This window comes from Calothrix sp. CCY 0018, from assembly GCF_963920925.1.
Taxonomy (GTDB): Bacteria; Cyanobacteriota; Cyanobacteriia; order Cyanobacteriales; family Nostocaceae; genus Rivularia.
Genome location: NZ_CAWUDI010000017.1, coordinates 44,285 through 66,428, shown reverse-complemented (window position 1 = coordinate 66,428; position 22,144 = coordinate 44,285). Strand labels below are relative to the sequence as shown.

Genomic DNA, 22,144 nt, shown 5'->3' with positions numbered 1-22,144 from the left:
GTAAAGAAATGTAAAAAACTCGAAACAGTAGCGATGGCTTCCTCGTACCTCGTCGCAATGACAAATCACAGCTATATTTATTCACGCCGAGCTACTTATCTGCTTGATTGTTCTCTCAAACAAGCAGCATATAAAGATCATATATTTTTACGTTTTTTTTAAGTTTAATCAGTATTTTTCCTGATACATTAAATTAAATAGAAATATAAATCCCTTATCTGCATAATCGTTATACATCAGTACCAATAAATAAAAGTAGACGTGTTTTTATTTCTTAAAACTTGGGGTGTAACGAAGCGATTAATCTAAAAAATAGATCATAAGAAACTAGAAAAATGTCTAAATATCAACAAATTATTAATAGATTTTTAACAGGTATATCCTTACGAGATAATTTCAGAGGTACCGCCAGCGTACTTACTCAGCAAGAAACTCACCGAGGATTAAAACCTTTTTTAGAAAATCTGATTGAAGATAGCTGTGGGGCTAGCGAAGATGAATTGGCACAATATTTTCTGCAATTCTTACTAGAAGCTCGCAAAAGTTATTATTTTTTGTGGAGTCATCAAGCAAATTTAGCTGTAACTTTCAGCTATACCATCTGTTACAAACTTGCCAAATTATGTTTGTTTAACTATTTACAGTTAATTTGCTTTTATGCAGCTAGAGACGTTAGCCAAAAGTTAAAACTAACTTCTAATTCCGGTTCATACTATGCTTTAGAAGACTGTTTTATCATGGGTGTTGAAATTGCCTTAGCACCAGCTTATTTACTAAGAGGATATTCTTTTGAATCTCAAACAGCTTTACAAAGTTACGCTAGTGTAGCTCTAAATAGAACTATAAAAAATAAAATCGTTGGAGAATTAAAAACAAAGTCTTTAAAATACTCGGATAATGGCTTGCTGCGAAATACAACTAAAAGTAAATTAGAGCAAGCTTTAACTAATTTTGGAATTTCTAAAAGTAATCTCATCAAGTATTCTCTGGTTTGGCAAGCTTTTAATGAGTTATTTTTAGAGCTTTATCCACCTAGCAGCGATGGCAGCGATGGCAGCCATCATCGCAAACCACCGACAACAGCACTAACAAACGAACAACTCGATTTAATTGCAATCCGTTATAACAAACAAATTCGACGTTTGGAAATTGAAGATACATTGAGCGATCGCCAAACTATCAAACAGATGCTAGCAACCTGCGTGGAAGCAGTACGAAATTTACAAAGCAAACGACTGGTATCTATTGAAGAACACAATTATATTAATGAAATAGCAGCCGAATCGACAAATGAATTGATTGAGGAAGAAACGCAACAACAATCAAAAGAAGTCAGAAATATTATTTTAAAAGAATTTCAAGGTTTAGAAAAATCAGAACAAAAATCATTACTGCTTTGGTTGGGTTTAGAAATCAATCAGAATGACTTTTTAGAAATTCTTAATTTAGAAAAACAATATCAGGTAGCTCGTTATTTTCAAAGGAGTATTAAAACTATCTTGAAAGCATTTATTAAACGCTATAGCGATATTTCAGAAAAAAAACTTGGTGCGCGAGAGATAGATCGTCTTTGTAAAGATAAACTCAATGATGTTAAAGGATATTTGAGCATTCATAGCAAAAACTTCTTTCGTCAAATATTAGCAAAAACGTTTTTAAATAAAATAAATGAATCGGATAAATTAAACTTAATCCCTTATCTGGATACATTGAATGAATATAACCAGCAAAGAATTAAAAATATGGACATCAGAGATTCTTTAGCTGATGCTTATATTAAAGCGAAAAACAGCATTGTTAAAATTCAGCAACCATTTTCCGTAGAAGTTGAAGATAAACTAGAAATTAAACTACAACAATTTAATTCTGCTGTTGAAAAGGTAGAGAGCTTTATTGAAAATTGGCTCGTAGCAAATCAAGCCGCATTATATCAAAATCAAAACCAAAATCAAAAAGTAGAGGCATAAAATGAATTTAACTATAAATGATTTAGCATTAATTTACCCAGAACAGATTTTTATCGAATTTTCTCAACAGCAACGAGAAAAGATATGGAAAGAAACGCAACAGCATCATTATGATAATGCAACCGCACGTTGGAGAAGTTATCTAAATTCTCTTTGTACAAATACTGTTTTAGAATATTTGCAAGATTATATTCAAAACGAAACAGATTTATCATCTCAAAACCTAAAGATTTGGCAAAAAAACGATTTATCTAGTATTTGGAATGTAGTTAACGGTACAGCAATTGAATTAGATACAGCGAAACTGATATTAATACCTCACGAAGACAAAGATTTTTCCGAATTCAAAGTTCCTCGCGAGTGGGTTGATTTACCGCAGTGGGTAGGTAATTACTATTTAGCAGTAGAAATAAATTTATCAGAATGCTGGTTACGAATATGTGGATATACAACTAATCAGCAGTTAAAAGAAATTGGCGAACATGATTTAACAGATGAAACTTATTCTATTGCAGTTGAAGAATTAACCGAAGATTTAACAGCAATGTGGATGGGAATCGAACTTTTTCCTACTCCAAAACCCGTAGTAGAAGCATTACCCGTTTTATCCAAAGCTGAAATACAAGAATTACTAGAAATTTTCAATGAATCAAATCTTTATTCACCGCGTTTAGATGTACCTTTTAGAAAATGGGGGGCATTTATTGGCGACGATAGCTTAAGAAAACAACTATATCAACAACAGCAAAGGGAAAATAGACGCGAAGTAATTACCCAAGTAATTAACAAAGCTGCGGTAAATTTAGGACAATGGTTTGAGTCAGCATTTGAAACTGGTTGGCAATCTTTAGATACATTAATAAATCCCGATACCGGAAATCTAGCTTTTGCTTTCAGACAACGTGATGCTTCTAAAGAAATGACTGTGGAAGCAGCAAAAATAATTGATTTAGGAATACAGCTAGGTAATAAATCGGTAGCATTGCTAATTGGTTTAACTAGGGAAAACGATAATAAAATCGGCGTTCGTATCCAGTTACACCCTGCTGCTGGCGAAACTTACTTACCAGCAAACATGAAATTAGCATTGCGATCGCGCACCGGGAAAGTGTTGCAGCAACTAGAATCGCGCACTCAAGATAACTTAATTCAGTTAAAACGGTTTACTTGTCCGATAGGTAAAAAATTTAGCGTAGAAGTTGCGCTGGATAACTTTAGCATCACCGAAGATTTTGCGATTGAAATGCCAGGAAATCATGAGTAAAGTAGTCGTATTAAATTTAGGAAAAGGAAGTGTACAAACAGGCTTTCCCTTCGTAACTGCTCAATTAAAATTATCTGGTAAAGTAATGCAATTTACTGGCAGCTTACCAGCAATACCCGAATTAGTAGAACTTTATCGTCGCTGGCAACTTTTTTACGAATTATTATACAAAGCCCGTTCAATTAATATTCGCAGCATTCAGCCTTTAACTTTGGATCGAGATGAAGATGAAGATGACGATGACGATATAACTATTGATGAAGCAGATATAACTCACGTTAGTCATGCTGATTTTAACGATGTTTGTCAGCAGTTGAAAATAAATTTGGATAATTGGTTAGATTCTCCAGAATTTCGCCCAATAGAGCGTCAATTGCGTAAAGAATTGCATCCTGAAGACGAAATTCATTTTATTATTCAAACCGAAGATAATCAATTACGCAAAATTCCTTGGTACAACTGGCAGTTTTTTGATGATTATCCTCGTACAGAAATGTCTTTAAGTTCTTTGAATTTTGAACCGGGAAAAATCAAACATACTTCCGGTAAAAAAGTGAGAATTTTAGCCATTATTGGTGATAGTAACGGAATTGACGTTGAAACAGACAAAAAGGTTATTACACAACTAAAAGATGCGGAAACAGTATTTTTAGTAGAACCCCAGCGCAGAGAATTAGATGAATTGCTTTGGGATAAAAAGGGATGGGATATTCTATTTTTTGCCGGACATAGTAATACTCAGTGCGACGATAATATCGGCAATATTTATATTAATAACAGCGATAGTTTAACAATTAATGAATTAAAAAATGCTCTCCATAAAGCCATCGAAAGAGGTTTGCAGCTAGCGATTTTTAACTCCTGCGAAGGTTTAGGTTTAGCCGCTCAGTTAATAGATTTACACATACCGCAAATCATTGTGATGCGGGAACCCGTGCCCGATAGTGTAGCGCAGCAATTCTTAAAACATTTTCTAACAATTTTTGCTGGAGGTGAATCTTTTTATTTAGCAGTAAGAGAAGCAAGAGAAAGATTGCAGGGAATAGAAGGAGAATTTCCCGGTGCATCTTGGCTACCCGTAATTTTTCAAAATCCCGCAGAAATTCCCCCGACTTGGCAGCAATTACGAAATATTGATATTCCTTCTCCTTCACCTTCATCTAGTAGAGCATATGTTAAACCAAAAATTTCTACCGTAATCTTTAGCAGCGTAATTATTACAGTATTGTTGATGGGTTTGAGATGGTTGGGAATAATGCAACCCTGGGAATTAAAAGCCTTTGATTTTTTAATGCAAAAAATGCCTGTTGAAAAAGCAGACAAGCGAATTTTAATTATTGGTGCTGATGAAGAAGATATTAGTAGTAATAAATACGGTTATCCCATACCAGATCAAACTTTAAGCCAGCTTGTAGAAAAAATTCAAACATATCAACCAGCAGCGATTGGAGTAGATATATTTCGAGATCAACCCGTACTTACAAACGATAATAAAAACAATCGGCAACAAACCCTACTTAATCAATGGAAAGAAAATAAAAATTTAATTGCCATTTGTGCGGGAAATAATCTCAAAAATAGTGTTGCACCACCACCAAATATTGCCAAAAAACAAGTAGGATACGTCGATTTATTTGATGATAAATTGCAAAATCAAAATCAAGAAGACACCATTAGGAGGTATTTATTATCCCGGAGTCCCAATCCGATTGCAAATATCTCTCGTTGTACCACAACTTATTCTTTTGCTTGGCAATTATTATATAGATATTTTAAATCTAAATCTACATCTACATCTAAAGGAATTCCTGTTACAACAGTAGATAAAAATTGGCAGTTTGGCGATACTGTTATCAAACGCTTACAGCCTCAAAGTGGTGGATATCAAAACTTAGATGCCAGCGGGAATCAACTATTAATTAATTATCGTAATACCCCTACAATCGCCCAACAAGTTACCATCAGAGATGTTTTAGAAAATAGTCATAATTTTAATCCTGATTGGGTAAAAGATAGAATCGTATTAATTGGCATTACAGCAACAAGCATTCGCGATACTCACGATACAGCTTACGGAGAAATTAGAGGATTATTTATTCATGCTCATGCAATAAGTCAAATTTTGAGTGCGGTAGAAGACAACCGAACTTTATTATGGTGGTTTCCTCAATGGGGAGATACTATTTTAGTTTTATTATTTTCTAGTACGGGTGGAATAATAATTTGGTTCTGGCAAAACCGAATACATCAAACAATAGCAATTAGTAGCGCTGCAATTATTTTATATATACTTTGTTGGTTTGCATTAACAAAAGGCGGTTGGTTGCCGTTAATTCCTTCAATGTTAGCTTTACTTGGTACGGGTGGAATTGTTGCAGTCTTGAGTGTGAAAAAGGAATAGGTAATGGGTAATGGGTAATAGGTAATAGGTAATAGGTAATAGGTAATAGACGTAGGGTGTGTTGTCGCGTAGCGCAACGCACCATCCTGGCTAATTCCCCATGCCCAATCCCCAATCCCCAATCCCCGATCCCCGATCCAAAATAAAAGAGACGAATGGGTATTACGTCTCTACATTATTAGATATTAAATAAATTTGGTCTACTTACTACTGAGGATTGTCACCTTCAGCATCAGGAGCAGCACCTTCAGCACCAGGTACAACATCTTCGGGAGCGGGAGCAGCACCATCAACATTTGCTTCAACATTTACTCCTTTCACACCTTTAACTCCTGTAGTTAAAGGTTCAACTTGCTGAAGTTCTTCAGGGGAAGAAACTGTACCGCCAACGGTAACAACTCCTTCTTGCTCTGTAACTTCTAGGTTGCTAGCTGGTAAATTTTCTTTTAGCTTTTTACTAACTTCTTTTGATAAATCGCTTGCTAGCGGATCTGCGCCTTCGGTTACAGCAGTTGGATCTATAGGTGCGCTTTCCGCTCCAGGAACTGCTCCAGGTTCGCTTAAAGGTTGATTTAAACCTTCTGTCTCGCTAGCTTCTCTTGCAGATGGTTGTATTGGATTCTCAGAACCAGTCTTAGCGGCTTCTTCACCACAACCAACTGCACCTGTAGCTAAAATACCGCTAATGAGAAGAGGAATAAATTTTTTCATTTGAATCTCCTAATAGACCCTTCTAAGCAATTAATAAATCCGTGTGTTGTGTTGAGGAGCGAATGTTAAAAAAACAATCGAAGATGGATTTGAGCAAGTACCATAAAAGGTACTAAATTAAACCAAAACTATCGGATAAGTTTACTTGCCTCTCAGTTGTTTTCCTGTAATCTTTGAGGTGTAAACCATCAACAGTGCGACAAAGCATAAGGGATTACATTTATATGCACTCGACATCTTCGTCAAGAGTTTTTAAATGCGTGTATGCAAGGCCGCCGAACAGCAGCTATTTGATGTTAGCAAATTTGTGAAATTTAGCCACACTTTTTTCAAAGTTTCTATTAGTTTAATAAATCTAACTGAGAATCATACTTAAAACAGTTTACAGAAGCTCAATACAGCAAATTTATCTATCTTTACACTGAAGTGAGTTATTGCAGTTTTTTTACGCTAATTTAAGCATTATTGCTGAACAATGAGTATTTTAAAAAACTGGTATATATAAAAATTTAATAAATAGTTGTACAATTCATTAAGAATTAACAACTGAACATGACCTAAGTCGCAATAACTTTGATGTTTTGTTGCTAAGACTTAGTTATTTATAGATACTTATGTTAAAAAAAATAACTATAATTTCACCCTTTACACTCTTGACACTTTCGATCTGTTTTGAGAAGCGAATAAATCAATCAAGAATCTTGTAAGTAAAAGGTTGAAATCTCTCGACATTATTTTTCTATAAGACCTACTTCTCATCAATACAGTTCCTATCCAAAAGTTTTATAAATTCAACAAAACCTATATTAGATATTAGTTTTAGTAATATTAATTACTTGGGAACAGGGAGCAGTGAGCAGTGAACAGTGAGCAGTGAACAATTACTAACTCCTAACTCCTGCTCCCCATTTCCTTTAAAATGCAGATTCGCGACTGTCAATAATTACAACTTGAGGATCTGTATCGCCCATTACCTTCGGTAGAGCTTCGCTTAACGCCTTTGTATTTACATTATCCGAACTGTTTAATACCGGATTTGGAGCATTGTAAATTTCAAATTCTTCAATACTGCGATTTTTGACAATAAGCTCAGCACGATTAATAGAAGCTTCCGTTCCATCAAAAATTAATAGATAATCGCCGCGCTCGATTCTAGAATTGTAAATATGCGCTCTTTCTTCAGGAATTCCCAAGCCAGCCAGCGCACCTAATAAACCACCACTAGCAGCACCAATACCAGCCCCAGCAACAGTTGTTATCAGAGCCGTAGCAATCTCACCAGCAAGCAATATTGGGCCAACACCAGGAATGACTAAACTACTCAAGCCCACCATTAAACCTGTTATACCTCCAAAAACCCCACCCGTAAGCGCTCCTGCTGCCGCACCTTCATCAGCTTTGTTTCCAACATCATCAGTCGTTTCTACACCAGCAACTTGATTACCAGTATCACTATTTCTAGCAATTACAGAAACTTTATTCATATCAAAGCCATCATCTCTAAGTTCCCGCAGAGCATATTCAAGATCGTTACGACTCGAAAATGTACCAACAGCACGTCTATTTTCGCCCAAAGCCATTTAAATTCTCCAATTTATGTGTCCGTACAACTGTTCTCCCTTGTCGAACTCCAATTGCAATCAATCATCAGTTAAGAATTCGCATCTGTCTTCAGGGGGAAATTTGGGAAGAGATGGGGGGATGGGGGGATGGGGAGATGGAGAGATGGGGAGATGGAGAGATGGGGAGATGGAGAGATGGGGAGATGGGGGGATGGGGGGATGGGGAGATGGGCGGAAGAATAAGTTACTCGCTACTGATAACTGAAAACGGAAATCGCACCTAATGTTGTTCGGTTCTACTACTTTTGTTAGAAGATATATTTTAGGTAAGCTCATAAGTAATAGTGAATCACCAGTTTCTGAAGCTGTTAGTCGCTTTGAAATAAAGGGGTGAACCCTAGTGTATGAGTATAAGTGGATTTTGCCGAGTTTAAAGGAAATTTTAGTTGCAAAGGGAGCTATTCAGGCTGAATGTTCGTCGCATAAAGCACGACAACAATGGCGTATAGCTACTTCTGTTGCTCAACAGTTGCTGTTAAATTCTTTATCTGTAGTTGCACCATTAGCCAATCAAGGATTAGTTTTGGCTGCACCCGCACCTGTATTGTGCGAGTCTAAGCTTAATCAGTGTTTACGGACTGTAACTTTTACGGCTAAGCCATTTAATCCCTTGGCTTTGATGCCTTTTCATATGTCCGGCGATGCGATCGCAACACCAGAAAATCTTTCTGATGAGTCGGTTTTACCTCTGCTAAAGGTAGATCCCTTGTCGAAGGAACAGTTTTGTCTAATTTTTACAAAAAAGTTTTCATTAATATTAGTCTTAGCAGAAGAAGATAATGAAAAAAGCAAGTTTTTATTCTCTTTTGAACCAGAAGTAATTGAAAAAGCATGGCAGGCTCTTGCTGGTAGGGTAATGCTAAGTAATCCCGATTTCTTCATGGAATTGGATAAATTGGTACAAGAATATTACCCGGTTGCACCTGATTATCGACTGGTTATGCAGTTTAGTCAGTTGTTGCTCGCAGAGTATCCAGAGCCTCACGATAAGGAAACAAAATTTCACGGTAAAGCAACGGTAGAACATAAAAGTAAGTTTGAAGGTAAGTTTGAAGAAGTTCATGACTCTCACGAATATGCCACTTCTACATCAACGAAACATATATCTCGTTCTGACGTAGAATTGTTGCAAGCTTTTGCTCATGAAGTGCGTACTCCTTTAACAACTATTCGGACTACAACTCGTTTATTGTTAAAGCAGAAAGATTTACCAGACAAAGTTATTAAACGATTGCAATCTATCGATCGCGAATGCACCGAACAAATAGATCGTATGGAGCTGCTGTTTAGGGCTGCGGAATTAGAAACATCTTCTTCCACAAATCCATCAAGCTCTCAGCTAACGTCTATGTGTTTGGAGCAAATGTTGCAGCAAAGTATTCCTCGCTGGCAACAAGCTGCAAATCGGCGAAATTTAACATTGGATGTGGTTTTACCGCCCTCTTTGCCTACCGTAGTAACGAACCCAGTCATGCTCGATCGAGTTCTGACTGGCTTGATAGAAAACTTTACTCGCAACTTACCTGCGGGTAGCAATATAAGCGTGCGAGTAATTCAAGCTGGGCATCAGTTGAAGCTGCAACTGCAACCGAACTTTCCCCAAAACATTAAAACAGCCCAATCTTGTAATACGCCACCCATTCGTAAAGCAATTGGTCAATTACTAACGTTTCAACCAGAAACTGGTACAATTAGCCTGAATTTGGCTGCCACCAAGCATTTATTCCAAGCTATTGGCGGTAAATTGACTGTACGCGAACGCCCTCAACATGGCGAAGTCATAACGATTTATCTGCCCTTGGAAGAAGTCAGTAATTCTAATAATTGCTTCGATAAATTTGCACAATATGGGTTAAAAGTTAAAGGTCAAAGGTTAGGAGTTAGGAGTTAGGAGTTAGGAGTTAGGAGTTAGGAGCTAGGAGTTAGGAGTTAGGAGTTAGGAGTTAGGAGTTAGGAGTTGGTAATTGGTAATTGGTAATTGGTAATTGTTAATTGCTAACCTCTCTCCCCATCCCCTTGTCCCCTTGTCCCCTTGTCCCCCCATCACCCCATCACCACATCACCCCGAAACGCTGGCTAAAAGTACTTTAAAACTAGAACCTTCACCAGGAATTGAAGAGACGGAAATACTTCCACCACAACGCTGAATTAATTTTTCTACAATAGTTAAACCTAAACCCGCGCTTGCTGTTTCTTCGTTGGCAACGGGGCGTACTTTGTAAAAACGATTAAATATTTTAGAAATTTCCGGTTCCGGGATGCCTATACCAGTATCGCGGAATTCTAACTGTACGTAACCTGGGTGTAAGCGAGTTCTTACCCAAACTTGACCGCCATTAGGTGTAAATTTGATGCAGTTAGAAAGAAGGTTAATTACAATTTGTCTTAAGCCACCGCTGACACACCAAACATGAGGTAAATCGTTTGGTACGGTATATGCGAGCATGATGCCTCTTTCTTGTGCTAGAGGTTGGTAGGTGCTGACAACACCTGGAACTATCTCAGACAGACATACAGGTTCCAAAAAAGTATTGTCTAAATTACGTTCCAACTCGACGAGATCCATTACGCCAGTCATCAAATAATTTTGGCGATCGCACTCTCGTTTAATCATGTCCAAATAACGCTGTCGCTGAGGTGCTTTCATACTTGGAGAGTTTAACAGCGAAAGTGCTGTCTTGATGTGCGTCAGAGGAGAAAGTAATTCTTGACACACATTCCTTAAATATTCATCCTTGGCTTGTAACTTGCTACGAAGTGTTTGATTATGCTGTTTAAAATTGCTGAAACGACTTTTGTATTTTCGAGAATTTATTTCTTCTTGTTTTTTAACTTGTGTCATAAATAATTGACTTGTGAACGCTGCTTCTGGTACTTGAGGATAAATAAATTCGTCAGTTATTTTATAAAAATCTTTTGAGTTAATAAAATTTTTTATACCATTTAATACTCGTTGAATTACATTACCGTCAAAAGTATGAACAGTTACCATCGACGGAATTTTTTGATTATTTCTTTGATTTAAAACTTGCTTTTTAATCTTAGAAGGACGATGTGCCAAAATCAAGCTGCAAAATTCCGCAGACAAAATAATTAAAAAGTATTCTCGCTCAATTTGGGGATTATCCGCGATCAGTTGCAGCAAACGATAGGATTTTATAACTGAAACATCCGCATTAATATCCGCTTTAACTTCTCCAACCTGAGCCAGTTGGCAATTATAAATAGTAGCATCACCTAAATGCTGGTGATAACGCTTTAATTCCGACTCAAAAATATTTAACGGTGGAAATTTAGCCACAATAGTAGCCGAGATTTTCTGTTCTATTAGTAAATCAATTTGTGACTTTACCATTGACAGCAGAGTTGCAGAACTAAGAATTAGACGTTTCGGAGGCAGTTGTACATCCATTGCCAACTGATAGATAGATAAGTTCTGAGGTGGAGATAAATTCATAACAACTACAGAAAACAAAAAAAGGAAAACCCAAGAAGTATATAGCAATAAATAATACTTTCTTAGATTCTCCCCCCTAAGTGTAATTTTTTCACAAAAAGATCGAAAATTAGAATTGAGTTAGGAGTTAGGAGTTAGGAATTAGGAGTTATGAATTACTTAATCTACCCCCTCTACTCCCTCTCCCTATCACCCCATCACCCCATCCTCTCCCCCAAAGCTTCCCGCGCGTGTTCTCTATCGTCAAAGTGAATCTTTTCCGTACCGAGGATTTGGTAATCTTCGTGTCCTTTACCTGCTAATAATATTCCGTCTCCGGATTTGGCTTGCATAATTGCAGTACGAATTGCCGTAGCTCTGTCACCAATCACCATCGGTTCAACTGTATCGGGAATTCCAGTCAAGATATCTTGTAAAATGGCTTCTGGATCTTCGGTGCGGGGATTATCGGAAGTAACTACGGCTAAATCGGCTTTCTCAGCGGCGATTTTACCCATTTTGGGACGCTTAGTTTTGTCTCTGTCTCCACCACAACCGAATACGCAAATCATTTTACCCGGAATAAATGGGCGTGATGCTTTTAACAAGTTTTCTAAACTATCGGGAGTGTGAGCGTAATCTACAATCACGCTGATATCTTGGTTTGAGTCAATTTGGACTCTTTCCATACGTCCGGGAACTCCCTCAAATTCGGGTATCGCAGCAGCTATAATTTGTAAATCTAAATCGAAGTTTAGAACGGCTCCTACGGCTGCTAATAGATTTTCTAGGTTAAATTGTCCGACTAGTGGCGAACTAAAAGCTACGTCACCTTTTGGCGTGTGCATGGTGCCGTTAACGCCATTGGGTTCATAACTCAAGTCACTCATATATAAGTCAGCAGTGGAATCGTTAACGCTGTAACTCCACACTTTGTCATCACTTAAAGATTTTATTAACCGCTTACCATACAAGTCATCGGCGTTAATTATTGCCCTTCCCGCGAGATAATCGGAATTGAATAGTAAGCTTTTAGCAGCAAAATAATCTTCCATATCCTTGTGGTAATCTAGGTGATCTTGAGTCAGGTTGGTAAATACTCCAACTTCAAACTTGCAACCCAAAACCCTTCCTTGTGCCAAAGCATGGGAACTTACTTCCATTGTTCCATATTCATTACCAGCATCGAGAGCGGCTTTTAATTGTTTTTGTAACTCCACCGCAAACGGGGTAGTATAAGCAGCAGTTTGGACAAAACCCTTCCAGCGAGTATACAGAGTTCCCATCAAAGCCGCAGGTAACTCAGCTTTACTAAGAAAATATTCAATTAAATGGCTGGTTGTTGTTTTACCATTTGTCCCCGTAACGCCAATTAACTTTAATTTTTGTCCGGGATAATCGAAGAAAGCCGCAGCTAATTGAGCGCAAGCTGACTTCATATCTGCCGCGACGATAACCAAAGGAGAATTTCCGTCAACACCTTCTTGATAAGGGGGAGCCAAGGGAGGAAACTTTTCATAGGCTTGGGGAGAAATAACAGCAGCGATCGCACCAGCTTTGATAGCGCTTTCCCAAAAATCTCCGCCATCAACTCGCGTACCCGGCATTCCAATAAACACATCCCCCACATTGGTAGCATGGGAATTCGTCGTCAAACCGTTTACCTCAGCATCCATAGCGGGATGTTGTGGTAATTGCGACATACCATCAATAGCACCTAGTAATTCACGCAGTTTCATTTAGTCAACCTCGTCAATTGGATTTTGGATTTTGGATTTTAGATTTTAGATTTTAGATTGTCTTCAGCTTAAAAGACGTAAAAATATGATTGATTTATGCAACAGCGCCTATTCTGCAACATTTTTCACGATATACAAATACCTAAATATACTTCCGGAGAGTTTTTTCTAGCTGTGTTACCGAAGCACGAGGAGAAGGGCGGGGAATTGTTTGTAAATTATCATCTTTTAGTACGCACAACACTGGTACTTCATACTCATAAGCAGCAAACCAATCTTCACGAGTCGTAATATCTCGCACTTCTAAATCTAAAGACGCGAAATCCGGGGCTTGCTTTATTGTTTCCAACTTTGAGAGCAAACCCTCGCATAAATGACATCCCGGTTTGCTGTATAAAATTAATTTCATGATTATTGGCTAATGGCTTATTGGTAATGGCTAATTGGTAATGGGTGATTGGTAATGGGTGGTGGGGTGATGGGGAGAAATTAGAAATTTACAGCTTTATTGTCGGCAGAAAGCAAGACGCTCCCACTACATTTCTAACTCCTAACTGTTCACTGATAACTGATACAGCACTTTGCAGGTAAACGAGGTACATTCCCCCTGCCCCCCTGCTCCCTTGCCTTATAACGATATGTTCTGTACCTCATTCAGATGAAATCGGCTGTAACTGTTCACTGCTCACTGATATTTGGGAATCATAAATACTGAACGCTGTAATTATAAATAAAACTTCTACCATGACTGAAAATTCGATCGCTGTTGATAAAAGTATTTATGAATCCCTCAAGCAGGAAAATCAGCAGTTAAAAGCAGAATTACAATCCTCGCAACAATTATTTCAACTTGCGATCGATAATATCCCGCATTCTGTGTTCTGGAAAGATCGGAATTCGGTTTATCTGGGCTGCAACCGCAATTTTGCTGATGATGCTGGTATTGGTGAACCGTCCAATATAGTGGGTAAAAACGATTATGATTTACCTTGGACAAAAGAGGAAGCGGATTTTTATCGCCAATGCGATAAGCGGGTTATGGATAGTGGTGTGCCCGAATTAAATATTATTGAAACTCAAGTTCAAGCTGATGGAAATCTATTTTGGTTAGATACGAGTAAAATTCCTTTACGCGATAGTGAAGGTAACGTGGTGGGTATTTTTGGTTTTTTTGACAATATTACCGAAGGAAAACAAACAGAAGAAAAACTCAAAAAGCTAAATGAAACATTAGAAGTTAAAGTAAAACAACGTACAGCACAGTTACGTGAAACTGAAACTCGTCTTTGTCGGTTAGCAGATAACGTACCGGGGATGATTTACCAGTTTCAACTAAACCCCGATGGTGCGAAGTCTTTTCTATATGTTTCTTCTGGGTGTCAAGATATTTGGGAAGTTGAACCGCAACAGGTGTGTGATGATGGTGATTTGTTGTTTACAATGATTCATCCCGACGATATTGGTGGAGTCAAGCAAGCAATTGCCAATTCTGCTCAAACTCTACAAAATTGGGAATATGAATGGCGGATTACTACTCCAAGTGGTAAATATAAATGGTTAAAAGGCATTTCTAAACCTCAATTAAAACCAGATAATTTAATTATTTGGGATGGCTGTGTTGTTGATATTACCGAGCGAAAACAAGCCGAATATGCGCTTCAAGAACTTAATGAAACATTAGAACTAAGAATTGAACAACGTACCGCAGCACTCCATAAAACTGAAGCAAGACTAAAAAAACTCACGGATAATGTACCGGGGATGATTTACGAATTTTGCTTAACTCCCCAGCGTAAAATGTCATTTCCTTCTATATCTTCTGGATGTCAAGACATTTATGAAATAGAACCTTCTTTAGTTTATGAAAATGTTGATTTATTGTTTGCACTAGTCCACCCCGATGATATTTCTGAAATAAAAGAAAGTATTACTACTTCAGCTAAAACCTTAAATAATTTGGAATACGAATATAGAATTACAACCCGAAGTAATAAACAAAAATGGTTAAAAGACATTTCTAAACCAGAATTACAATCTGATAATTCAATAATTTGGTTCGGTTGCGTAACTGATATCACTAAGCAAAAATTAGCTGAAATTGAGGTACAAGAAAAAGCTGTTGAGTTAGAAAACACTATTAAAAAATTACAACTTACCCAAGCACAACTGATTCAAACTGAAAAAATGTCCGGTTTAGGTCAAATGGTAGCAGGTGTAGCTCACGAAATTAACAATCCCGCTAACTTTATTCATGCAAACCTTTCTTTTATTAGCGAATATACCCAAGATTTAATCGGACTTGTAGAAGTATATCAAAGACATTACCCAAATCCAGCACAAGAAATTCAGAAAAAAATTGACAATATAGAATTTGATTTTCTTAAAATAGATTTGAGAAACATTATTCGCTCAATGGAAGAAGGTACAAGACGCATTCGAGAGATTGTTTTATCATTACGTAATTTTTCACGGTTAGATGAATCTGAATTCAAGAAAGTCAATATTCATGAAGGTATAGATTCTACGTTAATGATTTTACAAAACCGTTTAAAGCCAAAACTTGATGTTTCTGGGATTGCGATTATTAAAGAATACGGCACTCTTCCTTTAATTGAATGCTATCCTTCTCAACTAAATCAAGTATTTATGAATATCTTAGTTAACGCAATTGATGCCTTAGAGGAAGGAATAAGAGAAAATAGTTATTCAAATAATTTTAGTTTTATCCCTCAAATTACTATTAACACTAAAAAAATCAACGAAAATACCGCTCAAATTTGCATTTACGATAACGGCTTCGGTATTCCTGAAAATATAATATCAAAACTTTTTGACCCCTTTTTCACCACTAAAGAAGTAGGCAAAGGTACGGGATTGGGTTTATCAGTGAGCTACCAAATTATTGTAGATAAACACAAAGGAAAATTATTTTGTGAATCTGTACTTGGTAAAGGAACAAGTTTTATTATTGAGATTCCTATTTATTATCGGCAACAGGGAACAGGGAATAGGGAATAGGAAATGGAGAATTGGGCATTGGTAATTGGTAATTGGGAACAAAGAATGTATAAACGCAGCTTAGAAATCTAAAAACCCCTCTCAGCTAAGAGTGGGGTTTTGTAAACTTATATTAAATGAAAATTTATTTTCTGTCTTAAAACATATTCATGATAGTGATTACACTTGCGCCAGTAATCATCACCAAAAGGCCCATTAGTAAAGATTCTTTGAGTGGATTAACAGTTTTTGATTCCTTCATTTTTCACAACCTTTTGTTTTTAATACCTTTTTACTAGATTAGCAATTTCCGTATAATTGTCTACAAAAGCATATCAAAACTTAAAAATACGCAATATTACTTAGTAATTACTACAGTGATTAATCAGTGACCAGTTTGTAGTAAGGACTTAAGTCCTTGAGAGCGATAAATCGCGGCACGTAGAACAATGTAGTTAACTACTTAATTGGTAACTCCTAACTGTCAACTGCTGAATCCCGACCGGAATATGTGCCTTTGTGCGGTAAAATTACTTTATCCTGACGATGCAAGCATTTAAACGATTAATTGTTATGACTATTTCGACCGCATCTACTAATAAGAGTGATTTCAACTTGGAAGAGTTGAACCAAAAATACGAAACTGCTCATCCAAGAGAAATTTTGGCATGGAGTGCAGAGAATGTTCCTACAGGGTTGGTGCAAACTAGCGCTTTTAATGTCGATGATATTGTGATCACTGACATTCTCTATCGCGAACTCAAACAGCAAACACCTGTAATTTTTCTCGATACCCTGTTTCATTTCCCCCAAACTTTGGAATTAGTGGAAAAAGTTAAGCAGCTTTATAACGTAAATTTGAAAGTTTATAAAAATGAGGATGTTGATAGCCGCGAAGCTTTTACTGCTAAATACGGTGAAGCGCTTTGGGATAAAGACATTGCAAAATTTCACGATGTTACTAAAATCGAACCTTTACAAAGAGGCTTAGACGAACTTGATACCGTCGCTTGGATAACCGGGCGCAGACGCGATCAAGCACCAACTCGTGCAAATATGCCGATTTTTGAATTAGATAAAAAAGGTCGCCTTAAAATCAATCCTTTAGCTACCTGGACTCGTAAAGAAACTTGGGATTTCGTTGGCGAACACAAAGTTATTTACAATCCTTTACACGACCAAGGTTATCCCAGCATTGGCGATGAACCTATCACCACTAAAGTTGGAGAAGGTGAAAGCGAACGCGATGGAAGATGGCGTGGTAGCGGTAAAACTGAATGTGGAATTCACATTTAAGAGTTAGTTGTTAGGAGTTGTACTATTTCATCTAAATAGTGATAAATAGAAATGATGTAGAGACGTTGCAGTGCAACGTCTTTTTGTATTTTGATTTGTATCGATAAGAAGCGTGAAATTGTTGGAACACCATTATTAATACTGCTCGCTAACCCGCCTTGGAATAAATTCCCAGGCTAATAAACAAAGTCTACTCAAGTAGACTAAAAATAATTTTTAGATCGAATAACGACAACTTTCGCTATGAGCCGTGAAATTTTATTTTCAGGTAGCATTGAGAATAGTGGAAGATGTGCGTATAAACTATAAATTATATTGCCTCAAAAATATTGGATTAAAAAAATAACTTTCAACTAACAACTAACCACTAACAACTATCAACTAACCACCTTCTTATGATTAAAATTCTCCACCTTTCCGATATCCATATGGGAAGCGGTTTTACCCACGGACGTATCAATCCGGAAACTGGTTTAAATACGCGATTGGAAGATTTTGTCGGTACTTTATCTTTATGTATCGATCGCGCTATTGAATCACAGGTAGATTTGGTGTTGTTTGGTGGCGATGCTTTCCCCGATGCAACTCCACCACCTTACGTACAGCAAGCGTTTGCGGGTCAGTTTCGCCGCTTGGTAGATGCCCAAATTCCTACTGTATTGCTTGTGGGGAATCACGATCAACATTCTCAAGGGCAAGGTGGAGCAAGTTTATGTATTTACCGTACTTTGGGGGTTCCTGGAATCGTAGTAGGTGATACTTTAGATACGCATAATATTCAAACTCGAAGTGGTGAAGTACAGGTGATTACTTTACCTTGGTTAACTCGTTCTGCTTTGATGACTCGTCAAGAAACTCAAGGTTTATCGTTAGGAGAAATCAATCAGTTATTAACTGAACGTTTGCAAGTTGTATTGGAAGGAGAAATCCGTCGTCTCGATCCCGATATACCGATTGTACTTTTAGCTCATTTAATGGCTGATAATGCAAACTTGGGAGCGGAACGTTTTTTAGCCGTGGGTAAAGGTTTCACTCTTCCTCTATCTTTAATAACACGTCCTTGCTTTGATTATGTAGCTTTAGGACACGTGCATCGTCACCAAAATTTGAATAAGTCAAACAAGCCCCCGGTAATATATCCTGGAAGCATCGAACGGGTTGATTTTAGCGAAGAAAAGGAAGACAAAGGCTATGTAATGGTAGAAGTCGAATCGGGTAGCGCTAAATGGGAATTTTGCCCTTTACCAGTTCGCGCCTTCCTTACCATTGAAGTAGACGTGTCGAAAACAGAAGATCCATTAACGGCGATCGCCAAATCTATAGCCAAAAACAATATTGAAGATGCGGTTGTCAGGTTGGTTTACAAGCTTCGTTCGGAACAGCTCGATTTAATTGATAACTCTTCATTGCAAGAAATGTTAAGTCCAGCGCATACTTATACTATTCATCCAGAATTAGTAAGTCAGTTAGCTCGTCCCCGCGTTCCAGAATTAAGCACTAGTAGCAGTATCGATCCGATGGAAGCATTAAAAACTTATTTAAACAACCGTGAAGACCTTCAGGATATAGCAGGGATTATGTTAGAAGCGGCACATACATTATTAGGAGATGATGAGGATGATTTGTTAAACTCCTTTAATAGCGAGGATTCGGAAGATGTAAAAGCCTCTGAAAATCGTGAAAATACACAGTTGCGTTTGCTATAAAAATAACTATCTATTAATTAAGTTTGGGGAGATGCTAAACAGCGAACATAAATAATATTGTTCCCATCGAGATATAAAAGATTACCAATGTTATTTATTCTCTCCCTACTCCCCATTCCCTTCCAAATACGAAGTTAAATTATTTATATAGTGTTGATAAAGAAATCATAATAAAATATCGACGGTTAGACATTATATATTATTTTTATTCCTCGGAAATTTTTTTTTATTCCAAATCTAAAAATTTACCAAAAATTCGTAAAAATATATCGTTTTTAAATTTATATTTTTATTGTATAAACTTTTTGTGTGATATTAATGATTTAGGGGTTGATTGATTCTCCTTTTCTTCCCTTCTGTTCCCCGAACGAGCTAGATTTTAGTAATAAGCGTGTATCTCAACTTTTTAGAGATGCAGTTGTTTAAAATAAAAGTAAAGCACCCTACTAATGATTAGTCGCGGTGCATCATTAATTCATTGGCAATTCCGAAATAGCATTAACAAAAAAATGAATAATATATTTAAAAATATTAACTTTGATATTTCTTATTTAGAAGGCTATCTCGCTATTTTAAAAAGTAAACAAGTAGTCAATCATAGGGATAAAATAAGAAAAGTTATTCAGGAAGCAACTGTTGAACTAGTTCCTTCTTTTCAGCATATTCCTATAGATATAAATGATATTTTTACTTCTTTAACAAATCACTTACAAAAAAAACCAGAAATACTCGGCAGTGCCTTTGCTTTCTCACCTGAAATACTTTGTTCTTGTCCTTTCGTATTCAGAAATAAAAGTGGATTTCAAAGTAAAGATATAGCCAAGGAATTTATATACGCGAATGCAGTTTGGTATGACGTTCCAGTAAAGCAAAGAAAACCTGTTTGGAGCGTTCCTTACTTTGATATTGGAAAAGCTGGCGAGGATATTCTTTTAACAACTTATTCTGTTCCAGTGTTTAATAACGATTCTAAGCTAATGGGTGTAATTATCAGTGACCTTTTATTAGCAAGATTAGAAGATATACAAAAAAGAGAATAGTTATTACATTAAATATAGGACTTACGCATCAATAACGTAAAATATAGTGTTCCAGACATTTTCGATCCCCCCAACCCCCCTTTTTAAGGGGGGCTTGCGTAAGTCCTAAAATATTTAAAATTTAGATATTTATGAGCTTTCGCCGAAGCCATCGAAACAAAAGAAAAAACTGCAAGGTAAATCTGGCTTTATCCCGGTTGCAGCCAGGTGGGTGATTGAGCGGTTAAATGCAAGGATTACAAGATGCAAAATTCTCATTAGACATCTCCGGAAAACATTTGTATGGTTTCAAATTACACATAGACCTAACCCCCTAGCCCCCTTCCCTACTTGGGAATGGGGGTTTTTAAGCCTCTCTCCCAGTGGGGGAGAGGTTTGGAGAGGGGTTTTTTTCATTTCCGGAGATGTCTATTAAGAACTTTAAGAGGAATCTAACTAATGCTACTGCCAAAATTAATATGCAGTTTTATTAGGCTGATGATTAAAAGGCTTGCTCTTCAGTCTTAAATGTCAAATGGGTTCTATAAGCGATCGCGGAGCCTGTGCTTTGCACTCAGCACTGCTGCTTTCAGCAAATGGCTCTCGTTTGTTTACAAAAGTCTTAAATTGAAACTAACTTGCTAAAGTTGCCTTGTATAAGTAAGGGAAAATATGCAAACTATAGAAGCGTAGAAGAGATTTTTAAATCCATCAAAAATGAGTAAAAAGATGATGAAAAAAGTCATTTTAGTTTCTTCTTTATTTGCTGCTCAGATGTTACTTTTGCCAGCTTTTGCGGCTCCCGCCGGAAGTTACACTCAATCTTGCAGAAATATTAAAGTTACTAATGTTCGTCCTGGTCTTGAACCGACTTTGGAAGCTGAATGTCTAGATAAACGTGGTCAATAAAAATATACAAGACTAGTTGGTTATGGTAGTTGCAAGACAATTGATAATGTGAACGGGAAATTAGTTTGTAAGAAATAATAAAAAATAACTTGCGAGCCTACATAATCTATATTCGTAATCTTCGTAGAGCGATCGCATTTTTGGTGATGAGGCTGATGTGGGCGATCGCTCTCGTTTATTTACGAGAGCCTTAAGTTGAGCTTAGCTTGTTAAAGTTACCTGGTGTAAGTCAGGGAATACATTAGAGGCTAAAAGTAGTGAGATTTTTAAAATAAATCTTTACTATATATACATTGAATCAGAAGATATATGCATTGAATTATTTATGCTCACAAATCTTGTCAAAAGCAAACAATCTCTCATTTTTCTCACTCTCTGCTTAACTAGTTACATCGCATTTGTACTTCTAGCTTTATACTTTAAGCCTGTAACTCTAGCAAATTTTCTGGGTTTTTTGGCATTAATAGCTTATATTGCAACTTTATTACCAAGTACATTTAGAACAGTCTTCCCAAATATGCGTAGCAATAAAATTTTGGTTTGGCTATTGAAAAGACGACGACATATAGGGATTATATCTTACGTTTTAGCATCTAATCATGGTTTACTTATGATAATTCAAAAAAATATTAATTTACTATCTGCTGATACATATATTCGATACTTTCAAGGTATTTTGATATTGTTTATCATGAGTCTACTTGCAATAACTTCAAATGATTGGAGTGTAAAAGGCTTAAAGCATAATTGGAAAAAGCTTCATCAATTAACATATCTTATCTTACTTATTCTTCCCTGGCATATTCTAGATAAAATGTCACCATCTTGGAGCTATTTAACTCCTTTAGAATTGATAATTATATTTCTGTTTGTTTATTTTTCCATCAAAAGGAAGAGATTGGAAGCAAAGTCATCATAGTCTGTAATTTGAGTAGCTTGATTAGTTTGAGATCGGGACTTACGCAATTGTCACTTCGGTGCGGCTGGTGCGTGACACCAAAAACCTTATTACTACGTTCAGAGTTTTTCAAAGTGTCACAGCCCCCTACAAGAAAAATGTACCGGTTGCGTAAGTCC

Annotated in this window: 15 protein-coding genes; 10 read left to right on the top strand and 5 right to left on the bottom strand. The window is 36.8% G+C overall.

The annotated features are described in order from the left end of the window. Positions 1–335 precede the first annotated feature (335 nt). Genes ACM03V_RS14320 through ACM03V_RS14310 form a run of 3 tightly spaced genes read left to right on the top strand, consistent with a single transcriptional unit; the run spans position 336 to position 5,632 of the window. Positions 336–1,967 (top strand): hypothetical protein, encoded by a 1,632-nt coding sequence (locus tag ACM03V_RS14320; protein WP_414621465.1) that lies wholly within the window; start codon positions 336–338, stop codon positions 1,965–1,967. A gap of 1 nt (position 1,968) precedes the next feature. Next, positions 1,969–3,231 (top strand): DUF1822 family protein, encoded by a 1,263-nt coding sequence (locus ACM03V_RS14315; protein ID WP_414621464.1) that lies wholly within the window; start codon positions 1,969–1,971, stop codon positions 3,229–3,231. Next, positions 3,224–5,632 carry a CHASE2 domain-containing protein gene (locus ACM03V_RS14310; RefSeq protein WP_414621463.1) on the top strand — a complete coding sequence of 803 codons (2,409 nt, stop codon included), beginning with the start codon at positions 3,224–3,226 and terminating at the stop codon, positions 5,630–5,632. The genes ACM03V_RS14315 and ACM03V_RS14310 overlap by 8 nt, the downstream gene beginning before the upstream one ends. A 207-nt stretch (positions 5,633–5,839) precedes the next feature. On the opposite strand, the gene ACM03V_RS14305 is transcribed toward ACM03V_RS14310, so the two are convergent. Next, positions 5,840–6,343: a BON domain-containing protein gene (locus ACM03V_RS14305; protein WP_414621462.1), complete on the bottom strand. Its 504-nt coding sequence runs from the start codon at positions 6,341–6,343 to the stop codon at positions 5,840–5,842. A gap of 914 nt (positions 6,344–7,257) precedes the next feature. Continuing rightward, positions 7,258–7,923 (bottom strand): general stress protein, encoded by a 666-nt coding sequence (locus tag ACM03V_RS14300; RefSeq protein WP_414621461.1) that lies wholly within the window; start codon positions 7,921–7,923, stop codon positions 7,258–7,260. 403 nt (positions 7,924–8,326) lie between these two features. On the opposite strand from ACM03V_RS14300, the gene ACM03V_RS14295 reads away from it, so the two are divergent. Continuing rightward, positions 8,327–9,856 (top strand): sensor histidine kinase, encoded by a 1,530-nt coding sequence (locus ACM03V_RS14295; protein ID WP_414621460.1) that lies wholly within the window; start codon positions 8,327–8,329, stop codon positions 9,854–9,856. 168 nt (positions 9,857–10,024) lie between these two features. Here ACM03V_RS14295 and ACM03V_RS14290 read toward each other — a convergent pair whose 3' ends face one another. From ACM03V_RS14290 to ACM03V_RS14280, 3 genes are all read right to left on the bottom strand, one after another. Next, positions 10,025–11,422, bottom strand: coding sequence for a DICT sensory domain-containing protein (locus ACM03V_RS14290; RefSeq protein WP_414621459.1), 1,398 nt, complete (start codon positions 11,420–11,422; stop codon positions 10,025–10,027). 197 nt (positions 11,423–11,619) lie between these two features. Continuing rightward, the gene (locus ACM03V_RS14285; RefSeq protein WP_414621458.1) at positions 11,620–13,140 is read right to left on the bottom strand and encodes a UDP-N-acetylmuramoyl-L-alanyl-D-glutamate--2,6-diaminopimelate ligase; all 1,521 of its coding nucleotides are present in this window, start codon (positions 13,138–13,140) and stop codon (positions 11,620–11,622) included. Between the two features lie 142 nt (positions 13,141–13,282). Continuing rightward, a complete protein-coding gene (locus tag ACM03V_RS14280; RefSeq protein ID WP_414621457.1) occupies positions 13,283–13,549 on the bottom strand; it encodes a glutaredoxin family protein in 267 nt (88 codons plus the stop codon). A gap of 335 nt (positions 13,550–13,884) precedes the next feature. On the opposite strand from ACM03V_RS14280, the gene ACM03V_RS14275 reads away from it, so the two are divergent. The 6 genes from ACM03V_RS14275 to ACM03V_RS14250 all read left to right on the top strand — a co-directional run bounded on the left by ACM03V_RS14275 (position 13,885) and on the right by ACM03V_RS14250 (position 21,986). Continuing rightward, a complete protein-coding gene (locus tag ACM03V_RS14275) occupies positions 13,885–16,158 on the top strand; it encodes a PAS domain S-box protein (RefSeq protein ID WP_414621456.1) in 2,274 nt (757 codons plus the stop codon). 552 nt (positions 16,159–16,710) lie between these two features. Next, positions 16,711–17,433, top strand: a complete 723-nt coding sequence (gene cysH, locus ACM03V_RS14270) for a phosphoadenosine phosphosulfate reductase (protein WP_414621455.1) — start codon at positions 16,711–16,713, stop codon at positions 17,431–17,433. Positions 17,434–17,828: 395 nt separating this feature from the next. Further along, entirely contained in the window at positions 17,829–19,139 is a 1,311-nt protein-coding gene (gene sbcD / locus ACM03V_RS14265) for an exonuclease subunit SbcD (protein WP_414621454.1), read from the top strand. A 449-nt stretch (positions 19,140–19,588) separates the two neighbouring features. Beyond that, positions 19,589–20,179, top strand: coding sequence for a cache domain-containing protein (locus ACM03V_RS14260; protein ID WP_414621453.1), 591 nt, complete (start codon positions 19,589–19,591; stop codon positions 20,177–20,179). A gap of 708 nt (positions 20,180–20,887) precedes the next feature. Next, positions 20,888–21,067, top strand: coding sequence for a hypothetical protein (locus tag ACM03V_RS14255; RefSeq protein ID WP_414621452.1), 180 nt, complete (start codon positions 20,888–20,890; stop codon positions 21,065–21,067). Positions 21,068–21,392: 325 nt separating this feature from the next. Beyond that, the gene (locus ACM03V_RS14250) at positions 21,393–21,986 is read left to right on the top strand and encodes a ferric reductase-like transmembrane domain-containing protein (protein ID WP_414621451.1); all 594 of its coding nucleotides are present in this window, start codon (positions 21,393–21,395) and stop codon (positions 21,984–21,986) included. Positions 21,987–22,144: the final 158 nt, after the last annotated feature.

Excerpts from the sequence above, each read along its gene's own strand:
- ACM03V_RS14315 (WP_414621464.1), top strand. The coding sequence starts at position 1,969 with ATGAATTTAACTATAAATGATTTAGCATTAATTTACCCAGAACAGATT.
- cysH (WP_414621455.1), top strand. The coding sequence starts at position 16,711 with ATGACTATTTCGACCGCATCTACTAATAAGAGTGATTTCAACTTGGAA.
- ACM03V_RS14300 (WP_414621461.1), bottom strand. The coding sequence starts at position 7,923 with ATGGCTTTGGGCGAAAATAGACGTGCTGTTGGTACATTTTCGAGTCGT.
- ACM03V_RS14255 (WP_414621452.1), top strand. The coding sequence starts at position 20,888 with ATGATGAAAAAAGTCATTTTAGTTTCTTCTTTATTTGCTGCTCAGATG.
- ACM03V_RS14285 (WP_414621458.1), bottom strand. The coding sequence starts at position 13,140 with ATGAAACTGCGTGAATTACTAGGTGCTATTGATGGTATGTCGCAATTA.
- ACM03V_RS14310 (WP_414621463.1), top strand. The coding sequence starts at position 3,224 with ATGAGTAAAGTAGTCGTATTAAATTTAGGAAAAGGAAGTGTACAAACA.
- ACM03V_RS14320 (WP_414621465.1), top strand. The coding sequence starts at position 336 with ATGTCTAAATATCAACAAATTATTAATAGATTTTTAACAGGTATATCC.
- ACM03V_RS14305 (WP_414621462.1), bottom strand. The coding sequence starts at position 6,343 with ATGAAAAAATTTATTCCTCTTCTCATTAGCGGTATTTTAGCTACAGGT.
- ACM03V_RS14290 (WP_414621459.1), bottom strand. The coding sequence starts at position 11,422 with ATGAATTTATCTCCACCTCAGAACTTATCTATCTATCAGTTGGCAATG.
- sbcD (WP_414621454.1), top strand. The coding sequence starts at position 17,829 with ATGATTAAAATTCTCCACCTTTCCGATATCCATATGGGAAGCGGTTTT.
- ACM03V_RS14260 (WP_414621453.1), top strand. The coding sequence starts at position 19,589 with ATGATTAGTCGCGGTGCATCATTAATTCATTGGCAATTCCGAAATAGC.
- ACM03V_RS14280 (WP_414621457.1), bottom strand. The coding sequence starts at position 13,549 with ATGAAATTAATTTTATACAGCAAACCGGGATGTCATTTATGCGAGGGT.
- ACM03V_RS14275 (WP_414621456.1), top strand. The coding sequence starts at position 13,885 with ATGACTGAAAATTCGATCGCTGTTGATAAAAGTATTTATGAATCCCTC.
- ACM03V_RS14250 (WP_414621451.1), top strand. The coding sequence starts at position 21,393 with ATGCTCACAAATCTTGTCAAAAGCAAACAATCTCTCATTTTTCTCACT.